The organism is Flavobacterium fluviale (genome assembly GCF_003312915.1).
Classification (GTDB): Bacteria; Bacteroidota; Bacteroidia; order Flavobacteriales; family Flavobacteriaceae; genus Flavobacterium; species Flavobacterium fluviale.
This window is the reverse complement of sequence record NZ_CP030261.1, coordinates 2,800,245-2,815,359: the sequence shown is the minus strand read 5'-3', so window position 1 is coordinate 2,815,359 and position 15,115 is coordinate 2,800,245. Positions and strand designations below refer to the sequence as shown.

At 33.5% G+C, this 15,115-nt stretch carries 9 protein-coding genes and 1 pseudogene; 3 read left to right on the top strand and 7 right to left on the bottom strand.

Features of this window, described 5'->3' with window-relative positions:
* Positions 1-2: 2 nt before the first annotated feature.
* The 5 genes from HYN86_RS12400 to corA form a co-directional block, all read right to left on the bottom strand.
* Complete coding sequence (locus HYN86_RS12400; RefSeq protein WP_113678308.1) at positions 3-3,008, bottom strand: SusC/RagA family TonB-linked outer membrane protein; 3,006 nt, start codon at positions 3,006-3,008, stop codon at positions 3-5.
* Between the two features lie 244 nt (positions 3,009-3,252).
* Positions 3,253-5,997, bottom strand: coding sequence for a helix-turn-helix and ligand-binding sensor domain-containing protein (locus HYN86_RS12395; RefSeq protein WP_113679933.1), 2,745 nt, complete (start codon positions 5,995-5,997; stop codon positions 3,253-3,255).
* Between the two features lie 99 nt (positions 5,998-6,096).
* The gene (locus tag HYN86_RS12390; RefSeq protein WP_113678307.1) at positions 6,097-7,281 is read right to left on the bottom strand and encodes an acetate/propionate family kinase; all 1,185 of its coding nucleotides are present in this window, start codon (positions 7,279-7,281) and stop codon (positions 6,097-6,099) included.
* A gap of 88 nt (positions 7,282-7,369) precedes the next feature.
* Positions 7,370-9,463 carry a phosphate acetyltransferase gene (gene pta, locus HYN86_RS12385; protein WP_113678306.1) on the bottom strand — a complete coding sequence of 698 codons (2,094 nt, stop codon included), beginning with the start codon at positions 9,461-9,463 and terminating at the stop codon, positions 7,370-7,372.
* Positions 9,464-9,530: 67 nt separating this feature from the next.
* Positions 9,531-10,604, bottom strand: a complete 1,074-nt coding sequence (corA, locus tag HYN86_RS12380; protein ID WP_113678305.1) for a magnesium/cobalt transporter CorA — start codon at positions 10,602-10,604, stop codon at positions 9,531-9,533.
* Between the two features lie 137 nt (positions 10,605-10,741).
* Between corA and HYN86_RS12375 the strand changes: the two genes are divergently transcribed.
* Positions 10,742-11,395, top strand: coding sequence for a hypothetical protein (locus HYN86_RS12375; protein WP_113678304.1), 654 nt, complete (start codon positions 10,742-10,744; stop codon positions 11,393-11,395).
* 181 nt (positions 11,396-11,576) lie between these two features.
* Here the strand turns inward: HYN86_RS12375 and HYN86_RS12370 are convergent, their stop codons facing one another.
* Entirely contained in the window at positions 11,577-12,242 is a 666-nt protein-coding gene (locus HYN86_RS12370) for an IS6 family transposase (protein ID WP_113678303.1), read from the bottom strand.
* 55 nt (positions 12,243-12,297) lie between these two features.
* Between HYN86_RS12370 and HYN86_RS12365 the strand changes: the two are divergent.
* A pseudogene (locus HYN86_RS12365) lies at positions 12,298-12,576 on the top strand (thiol:disulfide interchange protein); the annotation flags it as partial.
* 1 nt (position 12,577) lies between these two features.
* Positions 12,578-14,098, top strand: coding sequence for an aminotransferase class V-fold PLP-dependent enzyme (locus HYN86_RS12360; RefSeq protein ID WP_113678302.1), 1,521 nt, complete (start codon positions 12,578-12,580; stop codon positions 14,096-14,098).
* A gap of 177 nt (positions 14,099-14,275) precedes the next feature.
* Here the strand turns inward: HYN86_RS12360 and HYN86_RS12355 are convergent, their stop codons facing one another.
* Positions 14,276-14,761, bottom strand: a complete 486-nt coding sequence (locus HYN86_RS12355) for a gamma-glutamylcyclotransferase (RefSeq protein WP_230406360.1) — start codon at positions 14,759-14,761, stop codon at positions 14,276-14,278.
* Between the last annotated feature and the right edge of the window lie 354 nt (positions 14,762-15,115).

Sequence of the window (15,115 nt, the reverse complement as noted above, 5' to 3'; positions counted from 1 at the left end):
TATTAAAATTTTAAATTTGCTCCAATAACAAATGATCTCAATGAAGGGTAAGCATCAAGCTCAACACCCTGAGTACCTGTTACTAATTCTCCATCCCCTAACGCTTCTGGCGAAAATCCTGAGAATTTCTGAGTAATAAACGGATTAACCGCATTCACATATAGTCTACAGAAACTGATAAAGCCATCTTCTTTTAAAGGAAGTTTATATCCTACAGTAATGTTGTTAATTCTAAAGAAATCCGCTGATTCTAAGTAATAAGTTGAAGCAACTGGAACGTAATTAAATGGTGCTGGATTTGAAGCTGTGGTATTAGTTGGAGTCCAGAAATCTCTAGTTAAAGAAGCTTCTATATTTTCACCTGAAAAACGTTGTGCTTTTTTACCATTATAAACTTTTGCTCCACCTGTTCCATAACCATCAACAGAGAAATCAATATTTTTATAATTTAAACCTAAAGTAACTCCGTAATTTAGAGTTGGAAGAACCGATCCAAAATATTTTTTATCATTAACTTCATTTAATGACCCTTGAGGAACTTTGTCTCCACTTGCATTATAGTACAACATTTGACCATTTGCAGGATCAACTCCCGCATATTCGTACATGAAGAAACTACCCAATGGCTGTCCTACAGATGTATTATATAATAATTTAGTATTTTGTCCATTTCCTAAATTACCCCCAATAATCTGTGCAATCGATGGATTATTTAAACTAGACAATTTATTTTGATTATGAGAGAAGTTACCCCCTACCCAGTAGCTTAAATTGTCATTAATTTTATCATCCCAACGCAAAGAAATCTCATAACCTTTATTAGATACTTCCCCAACGTGAGTAGCAGTTCTTTGTGTCAATCCTGAAGTTGAAAGAGGAATAACATATAAAATTGCATTTTCAGTATTTTTATCATAAACATCGAAAGATCCTTTTAATCTGTTGTTAAACATTTCAATATCAAAACCTGCAGAAAGTTCTTCTACAACTTCCCAAGATAAGTTAGGATCAATAGATGAATCTACACTGATTCCCTGACCTGAATCTGGTCCATAATTTAAACCTGATGTAAATGTTTGATTATTTAATGGAACATTTTGATTTCCTAATTTACCCCAAGAACCTCTAATTTTTAATAAATTAATTGTTTTAGAGTCTTTCAAAAAGTTTTCTTTAGATACGATCCACCCAGCACCTAATGACGGGAATGTTCCCCAGCGATTTCCATCAGAAAACTGAGATGATCCATCACGTCTTACAGTTCCAGTCAATAGATATTTGTCCATTAATTTATATTGGAAACGGGCAAAATAAGATGATAATTTCTTTTGGCTTAATGCTACATCACCATACCCTACAACACTTGGTCCGTAAGGAACATTGTCTAGTGCCCAGTAGTTAGAATTAGCTTCTACATTTTTTCTGGTAACTGTTAATTTTTCTCTTGTACCAATTACATTCGTTTCTATACCTGCTGTAACTTCTACATCGTGAATTTCTGCAAATACTTTATTGTAAGTTAAATAGTTAGATAAATTCCAGTTGAAATATTGATCTCTATTTCTAGTTAAAGTATTTATATTTAAACTATTTGTATCGTAACCTGATTCAACTCTATTTGGATCTGCTGCTAACCAAATAGCTAAATTATCTACGTAGTTATATTGTTTATACGTATAAAATTCTCCGTTAAATTGAGATGTAAATTTTAATGATTTTGTAATATCATAATCTAATTTTAAACCACCTTGAAGAATAACCGTTTGTTGTTTTTCATCGTTGAAATCTACTGCACTTACTGGATTTCCAACTGAATTGAATTGTGAACCCGTTTCTGCAGCTACTCCATTATTAACAAATGGAACACCATATTTTCCATCAGCAAAACGTACAGGAATTATAGGCGATTGTCTATAAGCTGTAGTAAATGCAGATAATGGTTTCGGTGTGTTTTTAATAGACGTAACACTGAAATTTTGACTTAATTTAAGTTTGTCTGAAATTTTATACTCATTATTATTTCTAATAGTTGTACGAGAATAATCTGTTCCATTTAAAATTCCTTTCTCTTCGTAGTTGGCAGCACTTAAAAAATACTTAACACTTTCTGATGATCCAGAGATAGCAATATTATTTTCTGTAAATGTACCTGTTCTTGTAATTGCATCATACCAATTTGTATTAACTGGCTGATTTAAAGAAAATTTGTTTGGATCATTAAAAGCGGCATTACTATAACGAGCAAACTCCTCGCTGTTAGCCATTTTTACTTTTTTCAAAGCAGTTTTAAAACCACTGTAACTATCAACATCTACAGTCAATTTTCCTTTTCCTGCTTTAGTAGTAATCATGATAACCCCATTTGCACCCCTTGTACCATAAATAGCAAGAGCAGAAGCATCTTTTAAAACTTCATAAGAAGTAATGTCATTAGTATTAATGTTATTTATATTGTCAGTTGGCATACCATCAACAACATATAAAGGATTTCTTCCTCCTAATGCAGTTCCAACCCCTCTAATAACAACAGAAGGTGTTCCACCAGGAGTGTTTGAAGCAGTTACCTGAACCCCCGCCGCTTTACCTTGAATAGCTTGAGTTGCATTTGCTACCTTCATTTTGGTAATTTCTTCTGATTTTAATGAGCTTACAGCAGAAGTATTATCAATTTTCTTTCTGGTACCATATCCTATAACAACTACTTCTTTTAAAGCAGTATCGCCTGCTTCTTTTAAAGTAATAGACATTACACCTGCAGCTGCCGGCACAGAAACTGCATCGAAGCCAAGCATAGAGATCTTAAGAGTTTCTCCAACTTTAGCATTAATGGTAAAATTACCGTCAAAGTCAGCATCTGCAGAGGCTTTGGATTCTGGAGCGCTAATAATTGCTCCTGGAATTCCCATTCCACTACTGTCTACTACCTTCCCTTTGATTGCTTGTGCCTGCCCCATCATATATGATGGCAGCAACAAGAGCGCTAAAAAGCTAAAAATAAAATTTTTCATACAGTACGTAATCGTTTAAGTTAGTAGAGCCAAATTAAACAATTACAACGTTGTAGTACATCAATTACCACTACAACACAGCTACATCATTGTGTTAAAATTCAAGCATATTCTAATGAAAATCAACATAATAAATGTTAAATAAATTTTGTTAACATAACCTTATGATGTAGTAATGATGTATTGGAATTATGCAAAAATTGGTATGCAAAAATATAAATTCTGTAAAAATCAAAATCAAATCTTACAGACTTAATAAAAACTTGGACAGGTTTTCGTCTTGGGTTAGGCTTAACTTCTTTCTAAGGCGGTATCTGTGCAATTCAACTCCCCTAAAAGAGATGTTCATCATAGGCGCAATTTCCTTTGAAGATAGGTTCATTTTAAGATAAACACACAGTTTTATATCTTTTGGAGTTAGGTGCGGATATTTTTTTGATAAGTTAATAATAAACTCATTATGGATTTGATTCAAATTGGTTTCAAATATTTCCCATTCGTGTTTATTAACTTCATTAATCTTTATTGCTTTTTTAATTTCACTTTTAAGCTTACTGAAATCTTTTTCTTTCTCTAAAATTTCTTGAATTTTATCAATCATCTCAGTCTGCTTAGCAATCGATAATGATTTGCCTGCAACTTCGGAAGATTTTGTCTGCAGTTCAAGTTCTAGAATGTGTTTTTCGTATTCTTGAAGATTAATCTCGTTTTCTTTCTTCAACTCCATTTCAAGAATCTCTCTTTGATGTTTTAATTCTTCTGCCTGCAATTTTAGTTTTTGCATGTAGCGCAGTTTATTCCATTTGTAATAGAAAAATAAAACCGCTCCCACAATTAGTAGATACAAGAGAATCATCCAAAAAGAAAAATACCACGGTTCTGCAACTTTAAATTTATAAGTTGAAACTTTATCATAAGTAGCGCCATCGTGCTTAAATATTTCTACAGAATGATAACCACTGCTAAGATTGTTTAGAATAATTAATCCATCTGAAATAGAAACAAAATCTTTCTCTTTATCGAGCTTATAAAACAGATTAGGTTTACTTGCGCCATAAATTCCTGAAATTACATTTATCTTTAATTCTGTATTAAATTTAATTTTTGACTGACTCGGAATTAAAACATCATTGCTGAAGGCTTCTATTTCAACTTTTGAATTTTGTTTGTTTTCATACTCAAGCTTAAGCGAAATAAATCCATCGTCCAGATTGAACAAATAGTAATTATCTTTTTTAAAGATTCTTAAATTTTCATTTATGAGTTTTCCTTTATAATATTTTTCTTGAATGATATTCCAAACAAACTTATTTCCTTCGGCATAAATATGATATAATATATCGTTTTGCAAAACCATAAAATGATCTTCATCTATTGAAACAACGTCTGTTACATTTTTAAAACTGGCATTAAACAATGCATTTTCTTCCAGTTTATTAGAAATAGAATTATAAGTATACCAAGTATTATTAATTAGAAAGAGTATCTCTTTCCTAAATTCAAAAATTTTGATTCCGAAATCATTTTGTATTTTGCTTTGCTGTGTGACATTTTCAACTTTGAGCGTATTATAATTATCATCTAACAGGACACGATATAAACCGCGATAATTATCTGCAGCCCAGATTTCATTTTTTTTATTCTGCGCTACATATTTTATTGGTTTGGCAAGGTCTTTTATAATTTTATATTGTGAAAGATCCGCAGGATTATCATAAACTAAAATACCGCTGTAAGTCGATTGAAAATAAGTGTCATTAATACTGCTTTTTGACATATTCCAACCACCGCTGACTCCGTTTATTTTTTTAAGAGCATTATTTTCATAAGAGAAGGTGCCGTCATTATGTCCAATAATGTATTTCCCGTCTATTAAAGAAATGTTCCATCCTTGCCCCTGCGTATTTGGCATCATATTAAATTTTCCAGAACTATATTCGAAAATACCATGATTAGAAGCAATTAAATAACCTTTATTAATTGTTGCCACAGCATAAACAGAACCTAAGATTCCTGAATTATCATAAAAGAAAGATATTGGCGAATTGACTTCAACATGGGCAATTCCATTATCTAAACCAAGCCAAAGATCATTTTCCTTATCAAACCCAAGGCTTAAAACTGAATTATTCATTAAAACATTATCACGCTCAATAATTTTATAGGAATTGTTTTTTAGATCTAAAATGAAAATCCCGCGATTTCCTGTTCCTATAACCAATTTTTCACCCTTTATAAATTTTGCTACGTTAATTGTAGCCGATTTTAAGGTCTCATTTATCGGATTATCCCAGCTTTTTAATCCCTCTTTACTAACAACAAAAACACCTTTTTTCTGTGTAAAGATGTAGGTTTTATTTTGGTGCTTTTCAATGGCATGAACAACAGTTTTCTTAAGAACATTCCAGCCTTTTGGATTGGAAATATACTTACCGTTCATTTTAAAAATTCCGTCCTTAACAGAAGCTACGTAAAGATTTTTATCTACAGCAAAACAATACGAGATAAGGAAAGGAAATTTAATCTTCTTAATCGTTTTTCCATCATAAATAAAAACATCATTAAAAGATTGAAAATAAAGCGAACCATTGAATCTAAAGATTTTCCAAATTTCTTCGTTATCTTTTTCATCAAATAATCTCAAATTTTTGGTGATCGAAACATAATGCATTGTTCCGTCTTTTCTATACCAATAACCAAATTCTTTGTAAGAGCCAGAATAAATTTTGTCTCCCTCAATCAAAATAGATCGAATAATAGTTTTATTTGGAAGGGTATATTTTTCCCACTTCACTCCATCGTAACGAAGTAAATAGTGGTTGTTTGCAAAATACATAGCATCATCATTTCCCTGCGCTACATTCCAGATTTGATTATCACCCTGATAATCTGATTTACTGTAATTTTCGACAAAAGGAAGTAATTCTTGTGCTTGAAGTTGTAAAGCGATGAAAAAGAAGAAAACTGATTTTAAAAGTATCGATTTCAAGATATTCGGATTTATATTCAAAGATACTGACAAAAATTTAATTTATAAATGCAAAAAGCTTCTCTATTGAGAAGCTCTTTTGGTAATTGATCTTGTTTTTTAATTCTCTAGTAATTGAAAAACCTGATTTGCAATTTCATATTCTTCGTCTGTTGGAACAACTAGAACTTTTACAGTTGAATCTGCTGTATTAATTTCTCTCAATTCTTTTGAACGGATTTTATTTTTTTCTGCGTCAATTTGAATGCCAAAATAATCCATATCTGTACAGATTAAATTACGCATAAATGAGGAATTTTCTCCAATTCCAGCAGTAAAAACAATAGCATCCAATCCGTTTAAAGCTGCTGCGTATGCTCCGATTGTTTTTCTAATTCTGTAGGCATTCATCAATAAAGCCAATTCACAGTCTTTATTTCCTTCTTCCGCTTTTGATTCAATATCTCTTAAATCACTGTAGCCCGTTAAACCCAGCATTCCGCTTTGTTTCAATAGAATCGAATTTACTTCATCTGGTGTATATCCAAGACTTTTAACCATATAAAAGATAACAGATTGATCAATATCTCCGGCGCGCGTTCCCATAATTAAACCATTTGCCGGTGAAAAGCCCATTGTGGTATCAATACTTTTTCCGTCTTTTACAGCGGTCATACTGCAGCCATTTCCTAAGTGAATGGTGATTATCTTGGAATGCTGCTCTAAATAACTAATCGCTTTTTCTGAAACATATTTATGACTTGTTCCATGAAAGCCATAGACACGAACTTTATGTTCTGTTAAAAGGAAATTTGGAATTGCATATTTGTGCGCTTCAACTGGAATTGTTTGATGGAAAGCAGTGTCAAAAACTGCCACTTGTTTAGCATCTGCAAAAATTTCTTCTGCAACATTAATCCCAACTAAATGTGCCGGATTGTGAAGCGGCGCTAATTCTGAAAGTTCTTTGATTTTCTCTTTAACTTCATCTGTTATAATTGTTGTATCAGAGAAATAACTTCCTCCGTGAACAACACGATGTCCAACCGCCGCAATTTCCGATGTCGTTTTGATTACGCCGGTTTCAGGATCCAAAAGTAAATCTGCAACCTTTTGTAATCCTACTTTATGCGTTGGAATCGGTAATATTTCTTCATACGAATTTGAAGCCGTTTTAAAAGTAATATTTGAAGTTTCTAAACCAATTCGATCAATCATACCGCTACAAATTACTTCGTTGGCCGGCATAACCATTAGTTGATATTTAATTGAAGAACTTCCTGAATTTATAATTAGTATTTTCATTCTTTTTAAGTTGCTAAGGTTCTAAGAAGCTAAGATTCTAAGGTTTTTTAGTTTATTATTTAATTTTTAATTCTCAATTTTTAATTGATTACATTCCCTGTGCTTGAATCGCCGTAATTACAACTGTATTGATAATATCATCAACGGTACAGCCACGGCTCAAGTCGTTTACAGGTTTATTTAATCCTTGTAACATTGGACCGATTGCTAAAGCTCCTGTTTCTCTTTGAACAGCTTTATACGTATTATTTCCCGTATTCAAATCAGGGAAGATAAGCACGCTCGCCTGCCCTGCTACTTCTGAGTCTGGCATTTTACTTTTCCCAACGCTTAAATCAACTGCAGCGTCATACTGAATTGGACCTTCAATTTTTAGATCTGGTCTTTTTTCTTTTACAATTGCTGTTGCTGTTCTCACTTTATCAACTTCATCTCCTTTTCCAGAAGCCCCGGAAGAATAAGACAGCATGGCAATTTTTGGTTCAATTCCGAAAGCCGCACTAGATTCTGCAGATGAAATTGCTATTTCAGCCAATTGTTCTGCCGTTGGGTTTGGATTGATGGCACAGTCTCCAAACACCGAAACTCGGTCTTCTAAACACATAAAAAACACAGAGGAAACTACAGATGAATTTGGTTTGGTTTTAATAAATTGAAGTGCGGGAAGAATAGTGTGCTGTGTTGTGTGAGCCGCACCGGAAACCATTCCGTCTGCATGGCCTTTGTAAACCATCATGGTTCCAAAATACGACACATCTTCCATTAAATCCCTTGCCATTGTGATACTTACGTTTTTAGCTTTTCTAAGCTCGTAATACGTGTTGGCGTAGTCTTCGTAAAATTCTGATTCTATTGGATTTATAATATTCACTTTTGAGAAATCAAAAGAAATACCAAGTTCTGTCACTTTATTTTCAATTTGCTTTTTATCTCCAATAATTGAAATATCAACTACATCCATATCTAATAGTCTCGATGCTGCGGTGATAATTCGATCGTCATTTCCTTCTGGCAGTACAATGTGCTTGCGGTACTGTTTGGCTCTTTTAACCATGTTATATTGAAACATTTTTGGCGTCATGCCTTCTGCTTCAAAAGTGATTAATCTTTCAGATAAAGCATCATTATCAACGTATTTTTCGAATGTTGTTATTGAAGTTTCAATTTTATGCGTGTTATTGGCATAAATTTCAGATTTAATAGAACCTATTTTATTGGTAATGTGATACGTACCACCATCAACGGCAATAATTGGAACAATTGCAGAAAGTCCTTCGATTAGTTTTAAAATACTTTCCTCTGGCACTATATTTCCTGTTAGAATAATTCCAGAAATCGTTGGATAATTCGCAGATTCATTTGCTTGTAAAGCTCCTAATATAATATCCGAGCGATCTCCAGGCGTAATCACCAATGCATTATTGTCCAAATGAACCAAATAATTATGAAGCTGCATGGCACCAACGCTGAAATGACCAATTTCATTATTCAGGTAATTTTCTCCAAACAGGACCTTAGCTCCTAATTCGTTAACAATTTCCTGCATGGTCGGATTATTTAAACTTGAAATTAACGGAATAGTATTTACTAAAACGTTAGATGGTAAGCTCTTCTGCAGACTTTTAGTAACTAATTCTATATTTTCAGGCTGTACTTTATTGGCGAAAACAGATAAAACCTCAACCTCTTTTATTTTGAAAGAATCATAAACCAAGTACAAACTATCTACTAATTCTTCTAAAGTTTTACCAACTCCAGAACCGATAATAATTGTTGGAATTCCAAGGTTTTTAGCAATTAAAACGTTCAAATCTAATTCGATAGAAGTTCCTTCACCAGTAAAACTTGTACCTTCAACCAAAACAAAATCAAAACGTTCTTCGAGTTTTTTATATTTTTCGATAATTAAATCTAAAACCTCTCCTATTTTACCTTTGTTCTTTTTTTTGATTAATCTGCTTTTGGTAATCGCATAGGCATCTTCAAATTGAATATCTAGATTAAAATAAGACAAAACTGTTTCGATATGATTATCTACCTCTCCATCAACAAAATCTTCGATTATAGGCCTAAAATACCCTACTTTGGCTGTTTTACCAATTAAGATACTCATTAAACCGAGAGTAATAATCGATTTACCGCTATTGTGGTCACTAGTCGCTATATATATTGCTTTACTCATGATTTATTTATATTAATTCTAAATAACAAAATTATACAATTCAATTCTTTTTACACTGTAACAAACGTTAAAACCATCTTCTTTTCTTAAAATAAATAATTAAGGCTACAACCAGCAAAAACATCACGCCCATAACTACAAAATAGCCGTTTTTTGTTTTAAGTTCCGGCATGTTTTCAAAGTTCATTCCGTATACTCCAACGATAAATGTAAGCGGAATAAATACTGCGGAAATTATCGTGAGGGTTTTCATGATCTCATTCATTTTTCGGCTTTGTTCTGAAAAATAAAAATTAGAAGCACTTTCTAATGCACTCATATCTGATTCTATCTGCTCCAAAAGCTCTAAACTTTTTTGATGAAGTCTGACAAAGAAATTAAATGTTTCCTTCTGAATGAGGCCGTTATTTTCATCATCATCTTTAATTGTTTTAAGATAATACAAAGAATCTCGAAGCGGAACAATTGAACGTTTTAAGAAATTAAAATTATCTCTATGGTTTTCAATTTTTTCCAGAATAACAGGATCTGCCCCTTTTTTGGTCAAATTGATTAATTCTTCAATTTTATCTTCCTCATCTTCAATTGTAATGTAGAAATTTTCCATTACAGCATCTAAAAGCAAATACAAAAGATAATCTACTTTTTTAGTTCTAACGATCCCCGCATGTGTACGAAGACGCTCGCGGATGTGTGTAAAGAAATCACTTCGTTTTTCCTGAAAAGAAATCAGAATTCCGTCTTTTAAAATAAAACTAATTTGTTCGACACTTAGATTATCCGAATATTCAGAAGGAAGAAGGGATTTTATATTAAAAAACAAAACATTATGCTGTTCCTCTAATTTCGTTCTTTTGGTTGTATTTAAAATATCGGCAAGGAGAAAATCGTCTAGTTTAAAATGAGTTCCGATTGTTTTAATGAGATTAATATCGTTTAAACCATGAATGTTCAGCCAATTGTTTTTAGTATAATCAAAGCAGGAATTCAGAGCAAGAACCGTAAACTTATCATATTCAACAACATCATTATCATCATATACAAAAAGCTGCATTTCGCTTTCATGCTCTTTATGCGATCCTGTATACTCTAGTGTAATGTGCTGCAGCTTGCGGCCTTTCTTGTATTTAATCTTTCTCATTCAAAAAAATTTACAATAGTAATATTACGAAAAAGAATTCGAATGGGAAATGATAATTGTCATTTAGGAAACAATATTTTAGAACAAAAATCAAAAGAAAATAATTAATTTTGTAAGAATATTTTTAAATAAAAATAATGAATAAAGAAATAAAAATATCACTTATAAAACCTTGTCACGAAAGTTGGTCTAAGATGACTACAAATGAAAAGAACAAGTTTTGCAACGTTTGTCAGAAAAATGTTTTTGATTTTACCAAAGCATCAAATTTAGAAATCATAAACATATTTAATAAAAATCAAAATCTATGTGGTCGTTTTAATCCTTCTCAATTGAATAAGAATTTAGAAGTTACAAAACAAAAAAAAACTTTTTGGATTACTGTTGTCGCATCATTAACGACCTTTTTTGGAATAGGAAATCATATTGTAAAAGCTCAAGTAGTAATGGGAATAGCTACACTGGAACCTAAGCTGAAAAAGATACATGTTCGTAAAATCTTTAGTTCATCTGATTCGATAGGTTCAACGAATAAATTAAATCAGAATAAAATATGTTCAGGCATAGTTCACAATAAAAACAATGTACCTCTATCAGGAGTTTTAATCTTAAATGAAAGGAATAAAAAAGTCGTAAAAACAAATGAAATGGGTAATTTCTCGATCTCCCTTGAAGAAAATAATGACACATTAATATGTCTTGATACTTATAATAATTATGACATTATGGAAGATGCGATAATCACTATAACCATAATGAGTAATAGAAGGAAAGAGTATGAAGATAATTAAATTTACGTCTTTTTTGGGTTTTCTTATTCTATAATATACTACAATTCAAAACTTTGTTGTATTTATCTTTTTATTTAAAATGATTTATACAATAATATGTAAAAAAAATTTCAAAGAGTATGACACTTATGGTTCTGTCGCATCTGCCATGTAAATCAGTAAGAAATCAGAAACCCGAAAATTATGCAGCCAATTTACAAAATGATTTGAACATACTTGTTCCTGGGTTAAGCATCTGATTTTTTCTTAACATGTGCACAACTTCAATTCCTGCCAAGGTTCTTCTGGCAGACGCAAAACTTTTAAAACCCAAACCGTTTTGTATCCGCCACTTTATGAAACGATGGTCCTGTTCCACAATATTGTTGAGATATTTACATTGCCTAATCTTTATATTCGAAAATGACCGTTTGTTATAAACCCGTATTGCGCTGGTGTTAGAGCCGCTTTTGTCTATATTTATTACTGTTGGCCGGTAATTATTTTTTATCGCTTTTATTAGGAATGACTGTGCACTCATCCTCTGTCTTCTTCTAGTCAAAAGAAAATCCACCGTATTACCACATTTATCAACAGCCCGATACAAATAACACCAGATACCTTTTACTTTTATATAAGTTTCATCCATTCGCCAGCTGGCCCCTACTCTGCTCTTTCCTTTTTTCATCTGAGATTCAACCATTGGAGTAAATTTAAATACCCAACGTTGAATCGTCGCATGATCAACTCCTATTCCACGCATTTTCATTATTTCCTCAATATCCCTGTAACTCAATGTAAATCTCAATTTGAAATAAACAGCCTGCAAAATAATGGCTTTGGGATAACAATGACCTTTCGTATTCATAAAATATATTTTGAACGTCTAAAGATAATAGTTATTAAACAGATGCGACAGAACCTTAAATAATGATATAGTCCTGATTTCGCTTTATGTTGATGATAAAAAAGAGCTGCCGGAGAACGAGCAGTATATATCTGAAACCACTGGTAAAAAAATTAAAACAATTGGAAATAAATGGAGTGATATGCAGATCAAAACTTACAAAGCAAATGCGCAGCCTTATTATGTAATGGTGGATCAAAAAAGTAAAAATCTGGCAGAACCTTCTGCTTATAATCCAGATATAGAAGCATATTTTAACTGGCTGCAGAGCGGTATCGAAAATTATAAAAATTAAAATGGTGCAATCACCGATCAATAAAATTAATATTATTTTGAATAAAAAAGAGCCTGGGGCATTAGAGCAGTATTTTTCTGAATTCAGAGAAAACACAATAGGTTTCAATCAACATTTTGAATCCATTTACGGCTCCCAGAATTTATTGTACGCTGACTGGATTGCGAGCGGAAGATTATACGGACCTATTGAAGAAATAATGCTCAATAAAATAGGCCCTATGATTGCCAATACGCACTCTTTTTCAAGCCAGACAGGCAAGGCTTCCACCTACGCCTATCAATTTGCAAGACAGTTAATTAAAAAACATGTAAATGCAGCTGAATCAGACTGTCTGGTGGCCACTGGAACAGGAATGACCGCCACTCTAAACAAACTCCAGCGTATAATAGGCCTGTGTTACCAGAGCAGCATTTACAGCCAAGAGGTAAATTCTAAAAATTACCGTCCGGTTGTTTTTATTACCCATATGGAACACCACTCCAATCAGGTGCCCTGGTACGAAACGGACGCTGATGTTGTGGTGCTGCCCTGCGGGGCAGATAATCTGGTTGATCCTGAAGTCCTTAACGCAGAACTTAAAAAGTACAAGGACAGAAGCTTAAAAATAGGTTCATTTACTGCCTGCTCTAACGTCACTGGTATTATTACGCCATATTATGAATTGGCTAAAATAATGCATCAGCATGACGGCTACTGTTTTGTTGATTTTGCAGCTTCAGCACCCTATGTCAAAATCGATATGCATCCCGAAGATCCACAGAAGCGGTTGGATGCTGTTTTCTTTTCGCCTCATAAATTTCTGGGAGGACCGGGAAGCTGCGGCATATTGATTTTCAATGAAAAACTTTACAAATCCAATTTTCCGGACAATCCTAGAGGCGGAAACGTTAAATGCACCGACCCGTGGGGCGGTTTTCACTACAGCGATTCAATAGAAGTTAAAGAAGACGGAGGCACTCCAGGTTTCCTGCAGGTAATGCGTACGGCTTTATGCCTTGAACTGAAAGAAAAAATGGACATTGAGAAAATCAGATATAGAGAAAGAGAATTACTGGACCTCTGTTTCGCAGGGTTACAGGAGATTAAAGGTTTAACAATCTTAGGGGATCTAAAAACTGAAAGAATAGGCTGTGTTTCCTTTACAATTCAAAACATCCACTATAATCTGATTGTAAGGCTTTTAAATGACCGCTTTGGAATCCAAGTTAGAGGAGGCTGGTCCTGTGCAAGCACATACGCGCATTTTCTTTTCAATATAAACCAGGAGAAATCAGAAGCTATTACTGCTGGCATACTGGGCGGTAACCTAACTGATAAACCAGGCTGGGTAAGGATCTCGCTACATCCGACAATGTCAGATAAAGAACTGCTATTGATTATTGGTGCAGTAAGCTGCATAGTTGAAAATATTGACGAATGGCAGAAAGCATACCAATATAACTCTAAAACAAACGAATTTGAAAACATTTGGAAGGAAGAAACAATTTCTAAAGATGTGGAGCAATGGTTTGTCCTTTAAACAGCAAATCATGACAAATTAAATAATCTACCAAGTTATGCATATAAAAAATTATTCCGCAGCAGGATAGCACCGGACAAACAGCGTAATGAAAATAAAAGAATAACCGATTATTTAAAAAACCCCTGCCGTAACGGACAGGGGTTTAGCTTTTACAAGTGAAGTATCGGCAGGCAATCAGGAATCAAAGCCCGAGCTGGAAGGCTTTACCGCATAAATATAGGCTGCTCCGCCCCTTCCGTCATCCAGCTTATACTCCGCAAAAATCCTTCTGTAATCTTCTCCTTCGAAATCGTCAAGGTAAGCAAGATGTTCCTCAAGCGATTCCGAAAAAAGAACATGGCAGGGAATTTCCCTTTCCCATGCAACTGGACATGGAGTAAAAGCATTATACCCTAAAGCAGCTCCCCAGCCTTCATTTATTAGATTTCCCTTGACAATCCCTTTTTTCCATTCGCCCTGGATTTTTTCCATTATGTGATGGTTGGGTCCTCCTGGGCTTAGTGTACCATAAATGATCAGTGCTTGATGGGGGTTGCAGATGCCCTCAAAATTACCTTCTGCTTCATTGTGATCTAAAAGTTCTGCCCAGTGGACGGTCATATCTTCAGTGATCGGAGAATTAAGAATTTCTATAATTTCTCTTATACTCTTATACTTCATTGCAATTTTTGTTTTGTTATATCCTAATAAACGGCCTTTAATAATGTGTAACTATATTTGTTTTTATATCATGATAAAGTAGAATTTTCCACTTTTGTTCCTTTGCCTGCGTCTCCCATCTTTTCCTTTGCTCCATAGCTTTCCTGCCGTCATAATCTGTCTTATAGGCTGCATTAAGCTTCAAATAAGATTGGTTGGGAAGGTTATCCGCACCGTAGAAAGCAGTCACGCCGTTATCTCTAATCCAGAACACTTGGTGGTAAGGAGTATGCCCTCCCGAAACTTCGTACTCAATATCAACTCCAATTTTTCCCTTATCATCCGATAGGTAATTGACATTGGAAAACGATCTTA